Consider the following 21,978-nt stretch of genomic DNA (forward strand, 5'->3'; position numbering starts at 1 on the left):
TTAAATTTGAAATTGACCCGATGCAGAGTAGGATTGCAGATACAACTCTAATGCAGACATATAGAAGGTTTTTCGTTGATTCATTGTTAAAAAGAGTTTCAATTAAGGAATTGATACATAAGATTAAAATTATTATAGTAGTAAAGGCAAATACACTCCTAAAATCAAGTTTGAATAATCTGTCGTTTTTCATTGATATAAAAATTTAATGATTAATACTTTTCAAAAGTATAGAAGGTTTAAAAAATGTCTTAGTCGAAAATCGGTTATTTAAAGTCTAAATCCGAATAATTGTAAAACAATTCTTATATTTATATTTGTTTTAAAATGTTAATTATGAATAAGATTGTAGGTAATAACTTAAAAATATTGCGAAAATCTAAAAACATGTCGCAGGAAGAGGTTGCAGATCGTTTAAATATTTCGCAGTCTGCTTATGCAAGAATGGAGCGTGGTGAAAGCAGTTCATGGGCAAGCCATTTTAATAAAATTTGCCAGGTATTTGAAATAACTCCTGAAGAATTAGTTAAAAAAGAATTAGGAGATGCTGTGTTTGAAAGTTTAATGAATACAGAACTTCAAACTGAAATTGCAATGTTAAGCGTATACCGGAAAATAATAAGACAATATGAATTACAAATTGAAGATCTAAAAATAATTATTAGAAATCTTAATAAGAGGAAAAACTAAAAAAGCTTCGCCAGAAGCGAAGCTTTTTTTAATATAGTCGAATTGAATAATTACCTTTTATAAAGCAATATTAATTTAAATCTTTAGTCACAATCTGCATAGTTTCACGGCTCACTTGTTTTAGTAAAACTTCTTTGTTGGTTTCAACAGTTTGTGCAGCTTCTTCGGTAAAGTGACGAATAGTATATAAAGTTACATTTTCGCTGAACTCTACTTTGAATTTTTTCGAAAGAATAGCATTCAGTTCAGGGAAATTTCCAAATTTATCTTCCACACAAACAGAGAAACTAATAGCAGAATTCTGAATTAAGTTTACTTTGATTTTGAATTCATGAAACAAACCAAAAATTTCACTGATGTTTTCTTCCATAATAAAAGAGAAATCAATTGAAGAAAGCGAAATTAAAAGTTGCTCTCTTTTTACAATGAAACATGGATATTGAGGCTCCAAATCAACTCCTTTAGAAACACATGTTCCTTTTAATAATGGGTTGATAAATGATTTTACGTACAACGGAATTTCTTTTTTCTGTAGCGGCTGCAATGTTTTTGGGTGAATTACAGTTGCTCCGTAAAAAGCCAGTTCGATCGCTTCACGATAAGAAATCTGATTCAGTAAACTTGCATTTTCAAAATAACGCGGATCGGCATTCATAACTCCGGGTACGTCTTTCCAGATTGTTACACTTTCGGCATTTAAGCAATATGCAAAAATTCCGGCAGTATAATCAGAACCTTCACGACCAAGAGTTGTAGTGAAGTTATTTTCATCGGCACCAAGGAAACCCTGCGTAATGTTTAGCATCTTGCGTGGTACATTTTTACTGATGTTTTGTTGAGTAGTTTCCCAATCTACTTCGGCATCTCTATAGGTTGTGTCTGTTTTGATAAAATTACGAACGTCAAGCCATTTGGTCTGAATTCCTCTAAAATTCATATAATGACTTAAGATCGTTGTAGAGATTAATTCTCCAAAACTTACTACCTGATCGTAAACAAAGTTATAGTTTGGCGATTTATTGTGTGCCAGGAAATATTCTAATTCAGAAAACTGAGCAGTTACAGCTGTAAAAACTTCATTTTTTTCATCCTCAAATAGATCTAATAATATTTGATTGTGATACTTTTTTATTTCCTGAACAGATGCGTTTAACTCTGTCGATTTTTCAAAATAATTCTTGATTACAACTTCAAGAGCATTTGTGGTTTTTCCCATTGCCGAAACAACCAAAATCACATCTTCGTAACCTACTTTTTGCAAAACGTCATAAACGTTTTTAATTCCATCTGCATCTTTTACAGACGCTCCTCCAAATTTAAATACTCTCATTTTTATATATGCTGTTTTTTTATAAAATTCCAATTTTTTAAAACTCAAATTCCAATTGAATTGTAGAGACGCACTGCTGTGTGTCTTTTTTCTGCCACGAATTTCACGAATTGGCACGAATTAATTAGTGAAAATCAGTGGAATTGCTTCGCCTGTTCGCTATCGCTCGGGTCGTGGCGAACCGACACAGATTGTAAAATCTTTTTAATCCTTTTAATCTGTGGCAGAAAAATCTTTTTTATTTTTCTAAGAACGAATTAATCCCTGCTTCATCCATTTGAACCACTCTCCATTCTTCGAGAATTTTTGCGCCTGAGTTCTCGTAGAATTTAACTGCCGGAGTATTCCAATCCAGAACATTCCAGTCTATTCTTCGAACGTTGTCTCTTTTGCCTTGTTTCATGATTTCAGCATAAAGCGCCGATCCTAAACCGGTACCTCGCATTTTTTCTTTTACAATTAAATCTTCAAGGTGTATTGTCTTTCCTTTCCAGGTCGAATACCGATAATAATATAAGGCTATTCCAACTATTTCTTTTTGGTTTTCATCATTTTCAATTTCTGCTACAAAAACATTAAACAATGGTTTTTCGCCAAAACCATCACGTATTAAATCCTCTTCTGTAATTACTACAGCCTCGGGTTCTTTTTCGAATATTGCCAGCTCTTGTATTAATCCTAAAACCGATTTCATGTCTTGAGGATTTCCTTTTCTAATATTCATATATTCGTATTATTAGATGTTTATTAGCTAAAAAAGCATTGTTTTGAAAGGTGCTTTTTGCTGATTATTAGCAAATATACAATAGTAGCAAACTAACAAAATAATTTTTAAATCATTCTCACAAAAAAAACGATATTTGTGACTTAAAATTAAATCTACAACGATATAGCAATGGAAGAACGCAATAAAACACTGGGAGAGTTTATTATTGAGAACCAAAAAGCATTTCAGTATTCGTCGGGGGAGCTTTCCCGAATCATTAACTCTATACGTTTGGCGGCAAAAGTCGTAAACTATAAAGTAAACAAAGCCGGACTAGTGGACATTATTGGTGCCGCAGGCGAACAGAATGTTCAGGGAGAAGACCAGCAAAAATTAGATGTCTATGCAAACGAAGTATTTATCCAGACGTTAATAAACCGTGAGATTGTCTGTGGTATTGCTTCTGAAGAAAACGACGATTTTATTACTGTTCAGGGGAGCGACAACAGTCATAATAATAAGTACGTGATCTTAATGGATCCGCTTGACGGATCTTCAAACATTGATGTGAATGTTTCTGTGGGAACTATTTTTTCTGTTTTCAGAAGAATTACACCAATAGGAACTCCGGTAACAAGCGAGGATTTTTTACAACCGGGAATCAATCAGGTGGCAGCAGGCTATGTAATTTATGGAACTTCGACTATGTTGGTTTATACTACAGGACATGGTGTAAATGGTTTTACACTGAATCCTGCAATTGGTACATTTTACCTTTCACACCCGAATATGAAATTTCCGGAAAAGGGAAATATTTATTCGGTTAACGAGGGCAATTATGTTCATTTTCCGCAAGGAGTAAAAAATTACATCAAGTATTGTCAGCGTGAAGAAGAGGACAGACCTTATACTTCAAGATATATTGGAAGTTTAGTTGCCGATTTTCATAGAAATATGATCAAAGGAGGAATTTACATTTATCCTACAAGTTCAAAAGCGCCAAAAGGAAAATTACGTTTATTATATGAATGTAATCCAATGGCTTTTATTGCAGAACAAGCTGGAGGAAAAGCTACAGATGGTTTTGGAAGAATTATGGAAATCCAGCCAACTGAACTTCATCAGAGAGTTCCGTTTTTCTGCGGAAGTCACAGTATGGTAGAAAAAGCAGAAGAGTTTATGGCTGCTGAATAAGTATTCAGTGTTCAGTTAGATATAAATAGCAAAACCCGACAGATTTCTAAAATCTGTCGGGTTTATAATTAAGTTTAGTTTCAATTTCAGAATCTGTATAAAACAGAGCTCTAAAAAACTGAAAATTATTTATTCATATTTTCCATTTCGAAAAGGAAAGTATCTAAATCTACTTTTTTGTCAATTAGAGACAATGCTTTTCTGATGATATGATTTACGTTTCCAGGCGTAAAACCTAATGCTAATCCCATACGGGTTAACATTACTTCCTGCTGATCTCCTAAATGGTGATCTATGTGAACCATTCTGGCCAAATCGTATAAACGCTCCAGACGTTGCGCATATAGATATGGTGGATTGATATCATGACTCCATGGATCTTTAAGGATTTCTTTGTATTCTTGTTCCGAAATTTCTAATCTTGAAGCTAGTTTGTCCAAAAACGCTTTTTCTTCGTCATTAATTTTTCCGTCAGCATAAGCTACACGCACAATAGCAGAGAAATGTCCTCTGTTTCTTTGTTTGAACTCGTTGTCAAATAATTCTGAAAATGGCATAATTAATAAGGTTTTTATTAAACAAAGATAAAAGTTATTTTAATTTAATGTTTTTAAATTTCTCATAAAATTTAACTTATTTTTCTGCGTTGTTTTAAATAGAGACTTTACGAAATTTTCAAAATAAATCGTAAGTTTACATCCCCTAATCATTTAATATTATTGCCCCTATGTCAGAATTTTGGATTTATTTTCAAATAGGATTAAAACATGTTTTAGATATAAACGCCTACGATCATGTTCTTTTTTTAATTGCCCTAACAGTTCCTTACACATTTAAAGACTGGAAGCGTATTTTGCTTTTGGTTTCTGTTTTTACAATTGGTCATACCGTTGCATTGATACTTTCTGTTTTTGGAATTATAGCAGTAAAAGTTAATCTTGTTGAATTTTTAATTCCGATAACGATTTTGATTACAGCTTTATATCACTTATTTACTGCTGGTAAAGCAACAAAAAACGATGGTGTAAATCTGATCTTTTTCGTAACATTGTTTTTTGGAATCATACACGGACTTGGATTCTCAAACTATTTTAAAACTATTTTAGGAGGATCTGCAAGTTCAAAATTAATACCTTTAGGCGAATTTGCTTTAGGAATCGAAGCTGCACAGCTTGTTGTTGTTTTCGTTGTTTTGGTATTATCATATATAGTTCAGACTGTATTTCGTTTTTCAAAGCGCGACTGGGTACTTGTAATGTCTGCTTTTATTGTTGGAGTTGTAATTCCGATGATTATTGAAAGCCCAATATGGAACAGATAAAATAAATGGAAGTAAAAAAATTAAATAAGTACGATAAAGCCTATTTGAGAATTGCCAAAGAGTGGAGTCTTTTATCGTATTGCAAACGTAAACAAGTTGGAGCTATTATAGTTAAAGACAGAATGATTATTTCTGATGGCTATAACGGAACGCCAACTGGTTTTGAAAATTGCTGTGAAGATGAAGAAGGATTAACACGCTGGGATGTATTGCACGCTGAGGCAAATGCAATTTTAAAAGTAGCAAGATCAACACAATCCTGTGAAGGAGCCACTTTATATATTACACTTTCTCCATGCAAAGAATGCAGCAAATTAATACATCAGTCAGGAATAAAAAGAGTGGTGTATAAAGATGGATATCGAGATGATTCCGGAATTCAATTTTTAATAAAAGCAGGGATTGAAGTAGAACATATTCCTGTTCTGGAAGAGTAAATGAAATTTAATTCAAAATATTTGCCAATCGTTATCGGAGCGACTCTTGCTCTTGGTATAGTTCTCGGAAGCGTGATGAATGCTCCCGCAGATGATCAGTTTTTGGCTAAAAATTACTCTAAAACCAAACTTAATAAACTGATCGATTTTATTAACAACGAATATGTCGACAGTATCAATACAGATTCTATTGTAAACCTTACAGTAGATAATATCTTGTCAAAATTAGATCCGCACTCTGTTTATATTCCGCCAAGTGAGCAAGCTGAAGTAGCCGAAAGTATGAAAGGTGATTTCGTGGGAATCGGGATCAATTTTTATATGTACAAAGATTCTGTAGCCATAATTAAACCGGTAGAAAATGGTCCGTCGGCAAGAGCAGGTTTAAAATCTGGTGACCGAATTTTATTTGCAGGAAAAACAAAATTATATGGGCGTAAACTTCCTTCAGATAGTTTGTTTTCCAAATTAAAAGGGTTGCAAGGTTCTGAAATTGAGTTAACCGTCTTTAGGAAATCAGAACAAAAAAAGCTTAAGTTCAAGGTAAAAAGAGATGTTATTCCGATAAAAAGTGTCGATGCATCTTTAATGGTTGGAAGTAATACAGGTTATATCAAAATCAATCGTTTTGCCGAAACCACTTTTAATGAATTCAAAACCGGTCTAACAAACTTAAAACAAAAAGGGATTCAATCTTTGGTTATTGATCTACGCGATAATGGCGGAGGTTATATGGAAGAAGCTATAGCTATCGCCGATGAATTTTTGAAAGACAAACAGTTAATTGTTTTTACTAAAAATAAAAATGGCACTACAGAGAAAACCTATGCTACAAAAGCAGGAAGCTTTGAGACTGGAAAAGTATATGTTTTAATTAATGAAAATAGCGCTTCTGCGAGCGAAATTTTGGCAGGAGCTATTCAGGATAATGATCGCGGAACCATTGTTGGACGTCGTTCTTTTGGTAAAGGTTTAGTGCAAAGAGAAATGGATTTCAATGACGGGTCGGCAGTTAGGTTAACCGTAGCACGATATTATACACCAACCGGAAGATCTATTCAGAAACCGTATAAAAAAGGGAACGAAGATTATTTTAAAGAATCAGAATCACGTGTTAAATCTGGTGAGCTTTATGCAAAAGACAGTATAAAAGTGGCCGATTCTTTAAAATTTAAAACCCCAAAAGGTAAAATCGTTTATGGAGGCGGTGGAATTGTTCCGGATGTTTTTGTTCCGCTGGAAGCAGAGCACGGAAATGAAAACGTTGCCTATTTATTACAGACCGGAATTGTGGGGCATTTTGTTTTTGAAGAACTGGATAAAAACAGAGATGCTTTTTCCGGATTAAAATTTGCTGCCTTTTTAGAGAAAATGAAAACGACTGATGTTTACTTCAAGAAATTCAAAAACTACATTTTTATGACGGGTCTGGATTTAAAATTAGATAAAACAAGAGCATTGGTAGATCGTTATATCACAGCAGAATTTGCACGACAATTGTACGGCGAAATGTATTACTACGATGTGGTTTTGAAAGAAGATGCGATGATTAAAAAGATTCTGAATCCGAAAAAATAACTTCAAATTTTTTGTCATGAGAATAGAAACAGTTACAAATGCTGAAATAGAACTTTTAACCGCTATCAAAAATGCCGATGTTTTGACTTTAGAAAGAATACTGCATGATGATTTGCTTTTTAACTTACCAGATGGGAATACAATCACCAAAGAGTTTGATCTCAATTCTTATCGTTCTGGCAAAATGAAAATTGAAGCATTGGAAGCTACCGATCAGGTAATAAATATTATCGGTGATTCGGCTGTGGTTACCGTTGTTGTTTCGCTAAAAGGGACATATGATAATAATCGAATTGACGGTGTTTTAAAATATATAAGGGTTTGGAAACAATTTGATGAAGAGTTAAAAGTTATTGCCGGAAGTTGTATTGTTCTGACATAAATTTTGAATAAACTAATAATAGCTTAAAGCATAAATTAATTGATTTAAGGCAGCTCTAAGCTTACTTTGCAGTTTAAATACATAAACATGAAAAATATTAAAAGAATAAGTTTTCTGGCCATTTTAATGACTTTTTTAATCTCTTGTGCAGGAATGAAAGATACGACTAAAGCAGTTTCTGGAAAAGTTGAATCCATTGAAGGCGGTAAAGATGGTTATACTGCAAAAATTAATACCGATACAAAAGAGGTTTACTTTGCAACAATCAGTATTGTAAATGTGGGTGGACCGCAAAACTATAAACAATTCAAAATAGGAGATGTTGTGTCAGTAAAGGGAGAATTCTGGAAAAGTGAAGACGAAAATCATATTAAGGTAACACAGATTATCTCGGTAAAATAAGAATCAAAACAAACAAAAAAATAAACCATATAAGTTATATAAGTTCATATTATACTTTACGTATAAAATTAAATGAACTTATATAACTTATATGGTTTAATAATTTTATATAATGTTATCGAATGCTATCGTGCGAATGAGTTTGCGTGCCGTTATTCCATAAAGTAAGAATGTCTGTGGCAACAGCAGCACCACTACCTGCAGCGATCGCTAATTGACTTCTCCAGCCTGCTAAAGTTCCAATTACATAAATGCCATCGCTAACCTTGTGATCTTCGTTTTTAAGCTGAATACGCTGTTTCTCAGGAAGTGCTTTTTTATGCGGTTCGATAAATTGCATCAATCCTTCTATGTCAAATGTATTGGCAGAACCAATTCCAACAACGATATTTTTTGTTTGGTACGAGTTTTTATTAGTTATGACAGTAAACAAAGGATAAGAGCCTTCGATTTTTATCACTTTTTCATTTGAAATCTGTTCAATATGAGGATAAGCAGTGGCTAGATCCTGTGTGCTTTCTGTGAGTAATTCGGAGCCTAGTTTACCTGGAGTTATGCCATAAGCATTGTAGAAAATAGCTTCTTGTAATGAAGAATTTTTTTGATGTGTAAAAATTCCGATTTTCTTATCGGATACAAAAGCTTTGTTTTTAGCAGATCCCAGAACAAGCGCACATGACATTCCGGATACACCTCCGCCAATAATTAAAACGTCAAACATTTATCTGCCGTTTGTTTTTTCTTCAATTCTTTTTGAAATTCTAAAAATCAAAAGAATCAAAACAGCGCAAAAAGAAGCGACGATTCCAATAAAAGCTACCATGCTGTCTCCTTGAAAAGGATTTTTGAAGTCTAATAGCGTAATATTAAAAACAATTAAAGCTAATGCTAAAAGCACTAAGATGGAAGTAAAGATTTTCATAAGGTTGTTTTTTGTCTAAAAGATTTAAAATATAGCTTTTAAGAGAAAAATGTCTTAAAATTATATTTTTATAAATTTTATGGGGTAAAAGTATAAAAATAAATGTTAGACAAACAAACCTTTAACATTAGCAGCGAATAATTTAACAGCAATAGCTAAAAGGATGACTCCAAATGTCTTGCGAACCACGCCAAGTCCGTTTTCTCCTAATAAAGTTTCTATTTTCTTAGACGATTTTAAAACAATATATACCAATATAATGTTCAGTACAATAGCAATAATAATGTTAATGGTGTGAAATTGAGAACGAAGCGATAACAAAGTGGTCATTGTCCCGGCTCCGGCAATCAACGGAAAAGCTAAGGGTACAATAGAAGCAGATCCGGGTTCTTCGTCGCGATAAATTCGAATTCCTAAAATCATTTCCAGAGCCAGAAAGAATAAAACAAACGAACCGGCAACGGCAAATGAGTGAACATCAATCCCGATAAGGTTAAGCAAACCTTCTCCAACAAAAAGAAAAACAATCATTATTAAACCGGCAACAATAGAAGCTTTTTCAGATTCGATATGGCCAACTTTTGCTCTTAAATTTACTATAATCGGAATTGATCCTACAATATCAATTACAGCAAAAAGCACCATTCCAACAGTGATAATTTCTTTAAAGTCGATTTCTAACATATAGTTCTGATTTTTAGCGATTAAAAATTTGTTGCAAAAGTAGGTAATAAAGTTAGGTGATTTTTTGATACATTGTACTTTTGTTATAAAAACATCTATTTCGTGTACAAAATGTGATATTTGTAACATTGTAATGTTTCTGTTGTTGATTTGGAGAAAAAAGGACCGTTTATTTTTGAACTTAATTATTTTGTTTTTGTATGATAAGTTGATGAAATCAAACGTTAAAAAATATAACTTACTGAAAATCAATTGTTAAATTTGTGGTAATCTAAAAAGAAACGGTTATGAAAAAGATGATGTTTGTTATAGTTTTCTTGTGTTTGTTGTTTTCATTCAATAGTTCACAAGCCCAAATCTGGCAGCAAATTAAAAAAGCAGCGCAACAAAAAGATCAAAAAGGTAATGGCACCACTGCTGATCAAAATGTAAGTATGGAAAATGCAGTTTTGGGTTATGGAAAGAATAAAGTTGATCCATCGGTTGTTCCAAATACGTATGTTTTTAACTGGAAGTATGTTATGGAGATTAAAGCCAATGAAGGTAAGGCAATGAATGCTGAATATTTTTTGGAACCAAATGCATCTTATTTTGGAATGAATATGTCACAGGGACAGGGACAAAATATGTTGATGATTATGGATGCGGGAAAAAATATTACGGTAACAGCTTTTGGAAATGGTAAAGAAAAAATGGCATCAGCATCAAAAATGCCTGATTATTCTGAAATGGCAAAGAAAGAAGGTGAGAAGTCAAAATTTACAATCAAAACATTGCCAAATAAAACTTTTCTGGGGTATAACTGCAAAGGGGTACAAATGACAAATGATGAATATGATATTGTCTGTTATTATACAAGCGAGGCCAAAGTAAGTTTTGGAGATATGTTTAAAAAACAGAAAAATTGGAAAATGCCCGATGAGCTGGCTAATTACTTTAAACCCGACGACCGCACCTTGCTGATGGATATGACCATGAAAGATTTGAAGGGTAAAGGAAAAGTAACAACCATGAAATGCATAAGTCTGGAAAAAAGTGCTTATACCTTTAATAAAGCGGACTATAAGTTTATGTAGATAAAATAGTAACATTCTAAATTAGTTTGCTTTAAGAACATATCTGTGAGAGTGATTTTTATTTCCTGAATCTTTAGTTACCTTTGCAAAATGTTTCAACTAGGAAAAACCATCGTATCCGAGGATATACTCGAAAAAGAATTTGTTTGTAATTTGTCAGCTTGCAAAGGAGCCTGTTGTGTCGACGGAGATGCCGGCGCGCCTTTGAATGAAGAAGAAACCAGAATTCTGGAAGAGATTTATCCAAAAGTTAAACCCTTTTTAAGAAAAGAGGGAATCGCCGCTATTGAAGCTCAGGGAACCTGGGTTAAAGGAACAGACGGCGATCTTGAGACAACCCTAATTGATAATAAGGATTGTGCTTATGTTATTTTTGATGGCAAAACTGCACTTTGCGGAATTGAGCAAGCCTATAATCAGGGAATCGTAGACTGGAAAAAACCAGTGTCTTGTCATTTATACCCAATCCGTGTGAAAGACTTTACAGAATTTGCTGCGGTAAATTATGATAAATGGGATATTTGCGATGATGCCTGTTCTTTAGGAAAAGAATTGGAAGTTCCGGTATATAAATTTGTGAAAGAAGCTTTAATCCGCCGCTTTGGTCAGGATTGGTATCTGGAACTTGAAAAAGTAGCAGAAGAGCTTAAAAATTCTTAAAAATCTGCGCCACTTAGTGGGCTGGCAAAAGAAGGCGTTTTTTTCTCAAAAAAATAAAAGTCCGGACTCGAAAAAACTTTTAAAAACAATTTAAAATTTCTTGCTTTTTATTTCAAAAAGTCTATATTTTACAGTCCTTGATGATGTAAATATGGGTTTTAAGTTGCTTATTTACAATTATTTAATTATTGTATGAAAAGTATTTCACTTTTTGGTGGTTGTTAAAAACTACATCGAATTGTGAATAAGTTTGACTTTCATTTTTGGTAGCAAATGACAATCTTTGTAGTCTACTGAATTAGTAAAATTTTCGGTAAAAAAATTAAATAAAACTGTCATGTCACAAGTCGAACCAATATTACAAGAAAACAAAAATCGTTTCGTTATTTTTCCTATCAAACACCATGATATTTGGGAATGGTATAAAAAAATGGAAGCTAGTTTCTGGACTGCTGAAGAAATTGATTTGCACCAGGATTTGACAGACTGGAATAATAAATTAAGTGACGACGAAAGATATTTCATTAAACATATTCTGGCATTCTTTGCGGCTTCTGATGGAATCGTAAACGAAAATCTTGCGGAGAATTTTGTTAACGAAGTTCAATATGCAGAAGCTAAATTTTTCTACGGTTTCCAGATCATGATGGAAAATATTCATAGTGAAACTTATTCTCTATTAATAGATACTTATGTTAAGGATGAAGCTGAAAAAGCAGAATTATTTAATGCTTTGGAAGTTTTTCCTGCAATTGGAAAAAAAGCAGAATGGGCTTTAAAATGGATCGAGTCAGATTCATTTGCTGAAAGACTTATTGCTTTTGCTGCAGTTGAAGGAATCTTTTTCTCAGGTGCTTTCTGTTCTATTTATTGGTTGAAAAAACGTGGATTAATGCCAGGTTTAACATTCTCTAATGAATTGATCTCTCGTGATGAAGGTGTACACTGTGATTTTGCAGTTCACTTACATAACCACCATTTGGTTAACAAAGTTCCAAAAGACAGAATTAAAGAAATCATCGTAGATGCTTTAAATATCGAAAGAGAGTTTGTAACAGAATCTCTTCCGGTAAGTTTAATCGGAATGAATGCGACTTTAATGACGCAATACTTAGAGTTTGTTGCAGACAGATTATTAGTAGAATTAGGTTGCGAGCGTGTGTATGGATCAGCGAATCCGTTTGATTTTATGGACATGATCTCTCTTCAGGGAAAAACTAATTTCTTTGAAAAACGTGTTGCCGAGTATCAAAAATCAGGTGTGATGAACACAGACAGCGATGCTCAGAAAATTTCATTTGATGCAGATTTTTAGACAACAAAAATACTTTTAGCGCCTGCTCTTCAAGAGGTGCTAAAAAAAGATTAACGGAATATTTTAAGGTTGAATCTCTATCCCCAAATCGCAGATTCAATAGCAATTTTTTACGAATTTAAATTCGGTTTTCGAATTTGAAACAAGTAACTATTGAGAATTTGGTAATTCTCAAAAAATAATTTTAAAACACGCAATGTTTAAGTGCCGGAAATCGTTTTTCCAGTGTCTTTCATTTTTTCAATAACTAAAATAGTAAGCTTATGTATGTAGTAAAAAGAGATGGCCACAGAGAGCCCGTAATGTTTGATAAGATTACAGAAAGAATCAAAAAATTGTGTTACGGCTTGAATGAGCTCGTAGATCCGGTTAAGGTAGCGATGAGAGTTATCGAAGGATTGTATGATGGGGTTTCAACTTCTGAATTAGATAATCTTGCGGCAGAAACGGCGGCTTCTATGACTATTGCGCATCCTGATTATGCTCAATTGGCAGCTCGTGTAGCAATTTCAAATCTACATTCAAATACTAAAAAGTCGTTTTCTGAAACGATGAAAGATATGTACCATTACGTGAATCCAAGAAACGGTCAGGATGCACCGTTGATTTCGGATGAAGTATTTAAGGTGATTCAGGAAAACTCTGCTTTCTTAGATTCTCATATCATTTATACAAGAGATTTTAATTACGATTACTTTGGTTTCAAGACTTTAGAACGTTCTTATCTTCTTAAAATAAACGGAAAAATCGTAGAGCGTCCGCAACATATGTTAATGCGTGTTTCTGTTGGTATTCACTTAGACGATTTAAAATCGGTAATTGAGACTTACGATTTAATGTCTAAAAAGTTCTTTACACATGCAACGCCAACGTTGTTTAATGCAGGAACTCCAAAACCTCAAATGTCTTCTTGTTTCCTTTTGGCTATGCAGGATGATAGTATTGATGGTATTTACGATACCTTGAAACAAACAGCAAAAATCTCGCAATCAGCGGGAGGAATTGGTCTTTCTATCCATAACGTTCGTGCAACGGGATCTTACATTCGTGGTACAAACGGAACTTCAAACGGAATTGTTCCGATGTTGAGAGTTTTCAACGATACAGCTCGTTACGTTGATCAGGGTGGTGGAAAACGTAAAGGAAGTTTTGCGATTTATATCGAAACCTGGCATGCTGACATCTTTGATTTCTTAGATTTAAAGAAAAATACAGGAAAAGAAGAAATGCGTGCAAGAGATTTATTCTTCGCTATGTGGACTTCAGATTTATTCATGAAACGTGTTCAGGAAGATACAACATGGACCTTAATGTGTCCAAACGAGTGTCCTGGATTATATGATGTTTATGGAGATGAATTTGAAGCATTATATACTGATTACGAATTTAGAGGAAAAGGAAGAAAAACGATCCGTGCTCGTGAATTATGGGAGAAAATCCTTGAATCACAAATCGAGACCGGAACACCATATATGTTGTACAAAGATGCGGCAAACCGTAAGTCAAACCACAAGAATTTAGGAACAATCCGTTCTTCTAATTTGTGTACAGAGATTATGGAATACACATCTAAAGATGAAATTGCCGTTTGTAATCTTGCTTCGCTTTCATTACCAATGTTTGTTGAAAACGGAAAATTTGATCACGAAGCGCTTTATAATGTTACAAAACGTGTAACGCGAAACCTGAACAAAGTAATCGACAGAAACTATTATCCTGTAAAAGAAGCTGAAAACTCAAACATGCGTCACCGTCCGGTTGGATTAGGAGTACAAGGTTTAGCAGATGCTTTCATTATGTTGCGTATGCCGTTTACAAGTGATGAAGCTAAAGCTTTAAACCAGGAAATTTTCGAAACATTGTACTTCGCTGCTGTAACTGCTTCTATGGAAATGGCAAAAGAAGAAGGACCATATTCTACATTTGAAGGTTCTCCGATGTCTAAAGGAGAATTCCAATATAATATGTGGGGAATGAAAGATGAAGAGTTATCCGGACGTTGGGACTGGGCTTCTTTAAGAAAAGAAGTTATGGAACATGGAGTTCGTAACTCATTATTAGTGGCGCCAATGCCAACAGCTTCGACTTCACAAATTCTTGGAAACAACGAGGCTTTCGAACCATATACATCAAACATTTACACACGTCGTGTATTGTCTGGAGAATTCATCGTAGTAAACAAACACTTACTGGAAGATTTAGTAAAACTTGGTTTATGGAACGAAGAATTGAAGCAAGAAATTATGCGTCATAACGGATCTGTTCAGAATATTGATATTATCCCACAAGACTTAAAAGATCTTTACAAAACAGTTTGGGAAATGTCGATGAAAGATATTATTGATATGTCTCGTCAAAGAGGGTATTTCATTGATCAATCACAATCATTGAACTTGTTCATGCAGGATGCAAACTATTCTAAACTTACGTCAATGCACTTCTACGCTTGGCAGTCAGGTTTAAAAACAGGTATGTATTACCTAAGAACAAAAGCGGCTGTTGATGCGATTAAATTCACATTAAACAACGATAAAAAAGAAGAAACAGCTCCGGCATTAGTTCAGGAAACTGAGGCAATCAGCGTTGAGGATTACAAAGCAATGTTGCTTAAAGCGCAAGCTGCAGGTCCTGAGGATTGTGAAATGTGTGGATCTTAATTTTTTTTAGAGGAAAGAAAATAGAGTAAGGAAGAAAGACTTATTCTTTAATTTATAGAAAGCAGTTATTGTAATGATAGCTGCTTTTTTTGTTTAAAGTCATTGCGAGGAACCAAACAATCATGGTAAAATAGGTTAGAGAATTTGATATGCAGTATGAAATTGCTTCGTCCTTATTGATTAATTGGAAGAAAGACGAGTGTTGGGATGATGTTTCATTTCATGGTAAAATTTGATTAAATTTGTAATATTAATAACAGTGGTAATACTAAAAATATGGAAATCAAAAATTTGTCTAAATATAGTAATGCTGAAAAAATTGTTTTAGCAGAGCAACTATGGGATAGTGTCTCTAAGAAAGATTTAGAGATTTTGGATGATGTTAAAAGAGAATTGGATAACCGTATTCAGAACTTAGAAGAAGGAAAAACAGAATTGTATACTTGGGATGAGGTTAAAGCTCATTTAAGATCGATTAGATAATGTATAGAATTCGTTTTGTAAAAGAAGCATTATTTGATATTGAAGATATTGTATTATGGTATGAAGAACAGAGAGTGGGACTTTCTTATGATTTTGAACTATGTTTGGAAGTAGGAGTCGATGAAATCTCAAGAAATCCAGATGCTTTTCAAAAAAGTATAAAAATATAAAGATTAGATTTATATCAAGATTTCCTTATGGAATTCACTATCGATTTGAGAAAGATGAAATTATAATCATCGGTATTTTTCATACCTCTCGTTCTCCAAAGAATTGGTCTAAAAGATTAAATTTATAAATAAATCTAAGAACCTTAGCAACTCAGTACCTTAGAATCTTAGAAAAACTCAATTATAAATATCTCATTTTAAGTCTATATTTTTATATTATCATACAAAACCTGCTAAATTTGTTAAGAAATCCTTTTTTGTTTCATAAAATGCAATCTTTTTTTTGGTGCGCTAAAAATAATTTATACATTCGCAGAGAATTTAAAACAAAACACAAACAAAATGGCAAGTAACCGTTTTTATTTTAGCAACTCTTTTTATTTCTTCTTTAGTAGAAGTGAGGATTGTGCTATGGTTATTTGAGATAAAATTTAAGACAAATAAAACTAATATACAATCCTGATGCAAATCAGGATTTTTTTTTGAATATATGACAACGAAAATTGCAATACAAGGTATAAAAGGATCATTTCATCATCAGGTAGTGAATGAGTATTTCGCTGAAAATGTGGAAATTGATGAATGTTTGTCTTTTGAAGAATTGGTTGATAGCCTGCTTTCCGGGAAATCAGATCAGGCGGTTATGGCAATCGAAAATTCAATTGCAGGGCCAATTATTCCGAATTATGCTTTGATTGATAAGAATAATTTGCACATCATTGGAGAACATTATTTAAGCATTCACCAAAATTTAATGGCTTTAAAAGGTCAGAAATTAGAAGACATAAAAGAAGTTCATTCGCACCCGATGGCCCTTTTACAATGTATGGATTATTTGAAACAGTTTCCGAATATCAAGCTGGTTGAAGATAAAGATACAGCCGAAACAGCAAGAAGAATTCAGGAAAAACAATTAACCGGAATTGCAGCAATAGGAAGTAAAGTAGCTTCAGAAATGTATGATTTGGAAATCATCGCGCCAGAAATTCAAACCATCAAAAACAATATGACTCGTTTTGTGATTATCAAAAAGCAAAATTCATTTTTGCCGGAAAATGAAATCAACAGAGCATCAATCAAATTTGAATTAGATCATAAAAGAGGAAGTTTAGCAGCGGTTTTGAATGTAATGAGCGATTGCAAACTGAATTTGACAAAAATTCAATCGCTTCCAAAAATAGAAACACCTTGGAAATATTCATTTTTCGTAGATGTGACATTTGATAAATACGAAGATTTTGCAAAAGCCAAAGCGTTATTAAACATTATGGCGGAGTATTTTAAAGTATTAGGAGAATATAAGAATACTAAACCTTAAAAAAGGAAATTCCAATTTTTTTGAAATTCCAAATTCCAAAGGTTTGAAACAATAAATTGTCAGGCTGAGCGAAGTCGAAGCCCACGTTCCAATTGGAAAGCCCTTTGACTTCGCTCAGGGTGACAAGTCAAAAAGAGAAAAGCATATAGCGTAAAGCTTAAAGCATATAGCAAAAATTAAAAAAAATGATTACAACAGCAAAAAGATTAGATAAAGTTGAAGAATACTACTTCTCATCAAAATTGAGGGAAGTTCGTCAATTGCAATCTGAAGGAAAACCGATCATCAGTATGGCAATTGGAAGCCCTGATTTGAGTCCGTCGAAAGCAGTAATTGAAGCAGTCGCTGCGGCAATTCAAGATGAAAATGGGCATGGTTATCAGAACTATCAGGGATTACCGGAATTGAGAAAAGGGATGGCAGATTTTTATCAGAATCAATTTGGTGTTGAATTAAATCCGAATAATGAGATTTTGCCTTTGATGGGTTCGAAAGAAGGAATTATGCACATTTCGTTAGCATTTTTAAATGAAGGTGATCACGTTTTAATTCCTAATCCGGGTTATCCAACATATACGTCGGTAACCAATTTGGTAGGAGCCGTTCCGGTTTATTATGATTTGAAAGAAGAAAATGCCTGGGAACCGGATTTTGAAGCTTTAGAAAAACTGGATCTTTCAAAGGTAAAAATTATGTGGCTGGGATATCCACACATGCCAACAGGAGCAAGAGGTAGTTTAGCGTTATTTGAAAAATTGGTTGCTTTTGCTAAAAAACACAGCATATTATTGATCAACGACAATCCGTATAGTTTTGTTTTGAATGATAACCCAATGAGTTTGTTACAGGTTGCAGGTGCAAAAGATGTGGCTTTAGAATTGAATTCACTTAGTAAAACCTTCAACATGGCTGGCTGGAGAGTTGGTATGGTTTTAGGAAATCCTGAAATTATCGATGCAGTCCTAAAAGTAAAAAGCAATATGGACAGCGGAATGTATTACGGAATCCAAAAAGGTGCAGTTGCGGCATTGAATTGCGATGAATCCTGGTTCGAAGATCAAAACAAGATCTACAGACGCCGCCGTGAACTAACAGAAAAATTAGCAGAAAAATTAGGCTGCAAAGTTTATAAGGAAGGAGTTGGGCTTTTTGTTTGGGCAAAACTTCCGGAAGGAATAGCATCAGCAGAGAAGTTCATTGACGAAATATTATATGAGAAACATATTTTCATTACACCGGGAACCATTTTTGGAAGTAACGGCGAAGGTTATATCAGATTCTCATTGTGTGTAAAAGAAGAAAAAGTACAGGAAGCGATAGACCGATTTTAGATTTTAGAATGTAGATTTTAGATTTCAGATTTTGCGAACCTTGCGTAAATTCTTTGCGGACTTTGCGGTTAAATTAAGGTTGGAATTTGGAATTTTAAAATTGGAAATTAAAGAGAAGTATGAAAGTATACGTAATAGGAATAGGATTAATAGGCGGTTCGATGGTGCTGGACATCAAAGAAAAACATCCAAACGCCACTATTTTTGGAATAGACAATAACGAAAAACATTTGCAGGAAGCAATTGATTTAGGTGTTGTTGAAAAAGCAGGAAGTTTTGAAAATTTGGCCGAGGCTGATTTTGTAATTGTTTCAGTTCCTGTTGATGTGGCGCTAGCGGTTTTGCCTAAAGTTCTGGATGCGGTTGGTGATAAAACAATTGTTTTTGAAGTTGGATCGACTAAAAAACCAATTTGTGATGCAGTGGCAAATCATCCGAAAAGAAGAAATTTTATTGCCACACATCCGATAGCAGGAACAGAATTCTCAGGACCTTCGGCGGCGATAAAAGGTTTATTTAAAGGAAAAACAAACATCATTTGCGAAGTGGAAAAAACCACTTTTAAATTGCAGGAAAAAGCATTGCAGCTTTTTAGCGAAATAGGAATGAGGATTCGATATATGGATCCAATTTCGCACGATAAACACATTGCTTACGTTTCGCATTTATCGCACATTAGTTCATTTATGCTGGGTAAAACGGTAATGAATAAAGAAAAAGACGAACAGGATATTTTTGATATGGCGGGAAGTGGATTTGAAAGTACGGTACGTTTAGCCAAAAGTTCGCCGGCAATGTGGACACCGATTTTTAAGCAAAACAAAGAACACGTTCTGGAAACATTAGAAGCATACATTTTAAACCTAAGTCGGTTTAGAGATTTGTTAAAAGAAGAAGATTATAATGCCATTTTTGAAGAAATGGAAAGCACAAATAAAATAAAGGAAATATTAAACGGATTAACTATAAAAAAGTAAACTATAAAAAAGATGGAAAATAAGAAAGAAATGAGAAAGTGGTTAGAAGATTTCAATTTAAATCACCCACTTGTGATAGCTGGACCTTGTAGTGCAGAAACTGAAGATCAGGTTTTAAAAATCGCTCATGAATTAAAAGATTCAAAAGTAAGTGTATTCAGAGCAGGAATCTGGAAACCAAGAACACGTCCGGGAGGATTTGAAGGTGTTGGAGAAATTGGATTAAAATGGTTGCAAAAAGCAAAAGCTGAAACTGGTTTGTTAATGGGAACTGAAGTTGCAACAGCAGCACATTGTAAATTGGCTTTAGAACACGATATCGACGTATTATGGGTTGGAGCACGTACAACTGCAAACCCATTTGCGGTTCAGGAAATTGCAGATACTTTAAAAGGAACTGATAAAATTGTTTTAGTGAAAAACCCTGTAAACCCGGATTTAGCTTTATGGTTAGGTGGTGTTGAACGTTTGCACATGGCTGGAATCGAGAAATTAGGAGTTATTCACAGAGGTTTCTCTACTTACGAAAAAACAAAATACAGAAACATTCCAGAATGGCAGATTGCTATCGAATTGCAAAATAAATTCCCTGATTTACCATTAATCATCGATCCATCTCACATTACCGGAGATCGTAAAATGATTTTCGAAGTAACGCAAGAGGCTTTAGATTTGAATTACGATGGTATGATTATCGAAACGCACATCGATCCGGACAATGCTTGGTCTGATGCTGCACAGCAAGTTACTCCAGATTCTTTGAAACAAATCATTAAAGATTTGACGATCAGAAAAACGGATGATACTACAGATGAGTACAGCCAAAAAATGAAAAAACTAAGAGCAAATATCGACGTTCTTGATGCTAACTTATTAGAATTGTTAGGGAAACGTATGAAAGTGGCTGACGAAATTGGTCAGGTGAAAAAAGATGCAAACGTTGCGATTCTTCAAAATAACCGTTGGAACGAAATCTTAGGAAAAATGATTTTAGAAGGTGAGAAAAAAGGTCTTACTGAGGAGTTTGTTTTAAGAATGTTTAAAGCAATTCACCAGGAAAGTATTGGTCACCAGGAGAAAGTTTTCAACGCATAATTTTCTTTAAACCATATAAGTGATATAAGTTAATTTTGGTTTAGTTTAAAAACTGTTGCTAGATTTTATTATATCACGCATTTAAAAATAGATTGTTTTTTTTTAAATCCCCATTGCTTTGAAAGAAGTAGTGGGGATTTTTGCATTATATAGTATAGTTCGTGGTTTCAACCGTGGGCTATGTTTAAAATTAATAATTTATCTTTGCAGAGATTTAGGGTTTGAATCTAAAATCTTAAAATCAGAAATCTAAAATTAAAGAATGACAGGAATCGTATATAAATCTACAGGAAGCTGGTACACCGTAAAATCTGAAAAAGGCGATTTTATAGAATGCCGTATGAAAGGGAAGTTCAGGATGAAGGGGATTAAAAGCACTAATCCAATTGCTGTAGGCGATATTGTCGATTATGAATTAGAAGAAACTTCAGATACCATAACGGGAACAATTCATAATATTCACGAAAGAAAAAACTATATCGTTCGTAAATCGGTTAATCTTTCCAAACAGATTCATATTATTGCATCCAATATTGATCAGGTTTTTTTACTGGTTACAATTGATAATCCGCCAACAACAACCAGTTTTATCGATCGTTTTTTGGTTACAGCCGAAGCATACGGAATCGAGGCAATCCTTATTTTTAATAAAATTGATACACTTAACGATCAGACTTTAGACGATCAGCTTTATCTGCAGCATATTTATCAGGAAATAGGATATAAATGTCTGCGAGTTTCTTCTACAGAAAATAAAGGTGTTGATAAGCTGAAAGAAATGATGATTGGTAAAGTAAGTATGTTTTCAGGACATTCCGGAGTTGGAAAATCAACTTTGGTCAATGCAATGGAGCCAAGCCTTCACTTAAAAACGACCGTAATTTCAGAACAAAGCAAGCAAGGACAACATACGACGACTTTTGCAGAAATGTATGATTTGTCTTTTGATGCCCGAATTATTGATACACCGGGAATTAAAGGTTTTGGAATTGTTGATATGGAACCAACAGAAATTAGTGGTTATTTTCCGGAATTCTTCAAGCTGAAAGATCAATGTAAGTTTAACAACTGTTTACATAAAGAAGAACCACATTGCGCTATAAAAGCTGCTTTAGAAAAAGACGAAATTGCCTGGTCACGTTATAATAGTTACCTTAAAATTCTGGAAGGCGACGAAGAACATTATCGTACAGATTCTTATGGTGAAGATCGTGCAGCTAGTGATGAAACGAGGAAATAAAAAAAGAGAA

The 21,978-nt window shown here is 33.8% G+C and carries 24 protein-coding genes; 18 read left to right on the top strand and 6 right to left on the bottom strand.

Going from position 1 to position 21,978, the window contains the following annotated elements:
- Positions 1–336: 336 nt before the first annotated feature.
- The gene (locus tag OLM51_RS04830) at positions 337–690 is read left to right on the top strand and encodes a helix-turn-helix domain-containing protein (RefSeq protein ID WP_264553265.1); all 354 of its coding nucleotides are present in this window, start codon (positions 337–339) and stop codon (positions 688–690) included.
- A 70-nt stretch (positions 691–760) separates the two neighbouring features.
- Here OLM51_RS04830 and OLM51_RS04835 read toward each other — a convergent pair whose 3' ends face one another.
- Positions 761–2,020, bottom strand: coding sequence for an aspartate kinase (locus OLM51_RS04835; RefSeq protein WP_264553266.1), 1,260 nt, complete (start codon positions 2,018–2,020; stop codon positions 761–763).
- Between the two features lie 238 nt (positions 2,021–2,258).
- Complete coding sequence (locus OLM51_RS04840) at positions 2,259–2,744, bottom strand: GNAT family N-acetyltransferase (protein WP_264553267.1); 486 nt, start codon at positions 2,742–2,744, stop codon at positions 2,259–2,261.
- Positions 2,745–2,915: 171 nt separating this feature from the next.
- Between OLM51_RS04840 and fbp the strand changes: the two genes are divergently transcribed.
- Positions 2,916–3,920, top strand: a complete 1,005-nt coding sequence (gene fbp / locus OLM51_RS04845) for a class 1 fructose-bisphosphatase (protein WP_264553268.1) — start codon at positions 2,916–2,918, stop codon at positions 3,918–3,920.
- Between the two features lie 125 nt (positions 3,921–4,045).
- On the opposite strand, the gene OLM51_RS04850 is transcribed toward fbp, so the two are convergent.
- Positions 4,046–4,477: a TerB family tellurite resistance protein gene (locus OLM51_RS04850; protein ID WP_264553269.1), complete on the bottom strand. Its 432-nt coding sequence runs from the start codon at positions 4,475–4,477 to the stop codon at positions 4,046–4,048.
- 170 nt (positions 4,478–4,647) lie between these two features.
- On the opposite strand from OLM51_RS04850, the gene OLM51_RS04855 reads away from it, so the two are divergent.
- The 5 genes from OLM51_RS04855 (at position 4,648) to OLM51_RS04875 (ending at position 8,040) form a co-directional block, all read left to right on the top strand.
- Positions 4,648–5,241, top strand: coding sequence for a HupE/UreJ family protein (locus tag OLM51_RS04855; RefSeq protein ID WP_264553270.1), 594 nt, complete (start codon positions 4,648–4,650; stop codon positions 5,239–5,241).
- A gap of 5 nt (positions 5,242–5,246) precedes the next feature.
- Complete coding sequence (locus tag OLM51_RS04860; protein ID WP_264553271.1) at positions 5,247–5,678, top strand: deoxycytidylate deaminase; 432 nt, start codon at positions 5,247–5,249, stop codon at positions 5,676–5,678.
- A complete protein-coding gene (locus OLM51_RS04865; RefSeq protein WP_264553272.1) occupies positions 5,679–7,256 on the top strand; it encodes a S41 family peptidase in 1,578 nt (525 codons plus the stop codon).
- Between the two features lie 16 nt (positions 7,257–7,272).
- A complete protein-coding gene (locus OLM51_RS04870; RefSeq protein ID WP_264553273.1) occupies positions 7,273–7,638 on the top strand; it encodes a nuclear transport factor 2 family protein in 366 nt (121 codons plus the stop codon).
- Positions 7,639–7,725: 87 nt separating this feature from the next.
- Positions 7,726–8,040 (top strand): hypothetical protein, encoded by a 315-nt coding sequence (locus tag OLM51_RS04875; protein WP_264553274.1) that lies wholly within the window; start codon positions 7,726–7,728, stop codon positions 8,038–8,040.
- Positions 8,041–8,155: 115 nt separating this feature from the next.
- Here OLM51_RS04875 and OLM51_RS04880 read toward each other — a convergent pair whose 3' ends face one another.
- From OLM51_RS04880 to OLM51_RS04890, 3 genes are all read right to left on the bottom strand, one after another.
- A complete protein-coding gene (locus tag OLM51_RS04880) occupies positions 8,156–8,761 on the bottom strand; it encodes an FAD-dependent oxidoreductase (RefSeq protein WP_264553275.1) in 606 nt (201 codons plus the stop codon).
- Positions 8,762–8,962, bottom strand: a complete 201-nt coding sequence (locus tag OLM51_RS04885; RefSeq protein ID WP_035653375.1) for a hypothetical protein — start codon at positions 8,960–8,962, stop codon at positions 8,762–8,764.
- A gap of 105 nt (positions 8,963–9,067) precedes the next feature.
- Positions 9,068–9,646 (bottom strand): MarC family protein, encoded by a 579-nt coding sequence (locus OLM51_RS04890; RefSeq protein ID WP_264553276.1) that lies wholly within the window; start codon positions 9,644–9,646, stop codon positions 9,068–9,070.
- A gap of 287 nt (positions 9,647–9,933) precedes the next feature.
- Between OLM51_RS04890 and OLM51_RS04895 the strand changes: the two genes are divergently transcribed.
- The 11 genes from OLM51_RS04895 (at position 9,934) to rsgA (ending at position 21,968) form a co-directional block, all read left to right on the top strand.
- Positions 9,934–10,722 (top strand): DUF4412 domain-containing protein, encoded by a 789-nt coding sequence (locus OLM51_RS04895; protein WP_264553277.1) that lies wholly within the window; start codon positions 9,934–9,936, stop codon positions 10,720–10,722.
- A 90-nt stretch (positions 10,723–10,812) separates the two neighbouring features.
- Complete coding sequence (locus OLM51_RS04900; protein ID WP_264553278.1) at positions 10,813–11,382, top strand: DUF3109 family protein; 570 nt, start codon at positions 10,813–10,815, stop codon at positions 11,380–11,382.
- 337 nt (positions 11,383–11,719) lie between these two features.
- Positions 11,720–12,697: a ribonucleotide-diphosphate reductase subunit beta gene (locus tag OLM51_RS04905; RefSeq protein WP_089054274.1), complete on the top strand. Its 978-nt coding sequence runs from the start codon at positions 11,720–11,722 to the stop codon at positions 12,695–12,697.
- 263 nt (positions 12,698–12,960) lie between these two features.
- Positions 12,961–15,354 carry a ribonucleoside-diphosphate reductase subunit alpha gene (locus tag OLM51_RS04910; protein WP_264553279.1) on the top strand — a complete coding sequence of 798 codons (2,394 nt, stop codon included), beginning with the start codon at positions 12,961–12,963 and terminating at the stop codon, positions 15,352–15,354.
- Between the two features lie 276 nt (positions 15,355–15,630).
- Entirely contained in the window at positions 15,631–15,837 is a 207-nt protein-coding gene (locus OLM51_RS04915) for an addiction module protein (RefSeq protein ID WP_264553280.1), read from the top strand.
- Positions 15,837–16,007 (top strand): hypothetical protein, encoded by a 171-nt coding sequence (locus tag OLM51_RS04920; RefSeq protein WP_264553281.1) that lies wholly within the window; start codon positions 15,837–15,839, stop codon positions 16,005–16,007. Before OLM51_RS04915 ends, OLM51_RS04920 begins: the two co-directional genes overlap by 1 nt.
- A gap of 490 nt (positions 16,008–16,497) precedes the next feature.
- A complete protein-coding gene (locus OLM51_RS04925) occupies positions 16,498–17,325 on the top strand; it encodes a prephenate dehydratase (protein ID WP_264553282.1) in 828 nt (275 codons plus the stop codon).
- Between the two features lie 185 nt (positions 17,326–17,510).
- Positions 17,511–18,656, top strand: coding sequence for a pyridoxal phosphate-dependent aminotransferase (locus OLM51_RS04930; protein WP_264553283.1), 1,146 nt, complete (start codon positions 17,511–17,513; stop codon positions 18,654–18,656).
- Between the two features lie 119 nt (positions 18,657–18,775).
- Positions 18,776–19,633: a prephenate dehydrogenase gene (locus tag OLM51_RS04935; RefSeq protein WP_264553284.1), complete on the top strand. Its 858-nt coding sequence runs from the start codon at positions 18,776–18,778 to the stop codon at positions 19,631–19,633.
- A gap of 12 nt (positions 19,634–19,645) precedes the next feature.
- A complete protein-coding gene (locus tag OLM51_RS04940) occupies positions 19,646–20,728 on the top strand; it encodes a bifunctional 3-deoxy-7-phosphoheptulonate synthase/chorismate mutase type II (protein ID WP_264553285.1) in 1,083 nt (360 codons plus the stop codon).
- A gap of 262 nt (positions 20,729–20,990) precedes the next feature.
- Entirely contained in the window at positions 20,991–21,968 is a 978-nt protein-coding gene (rsgA, locus tag OLM51_RS04945) for a ribosome small subunit-dependent GTPase A (RefSeq protein ID WP_264553286.1), read from the top strand.
- Positions 21,969–21,978 lie beyond the last annotated feature (10 nt).

Origin of the sequence: Flavobacterium sp. N2038, assembly GCF_025947185.1 — a bacterium.
Classification (GTDB): Bacteria; Bacteroidota; Bacteroidia; order Flavobacteriales; family Flavobacteriaceae; genus Flavobacterium.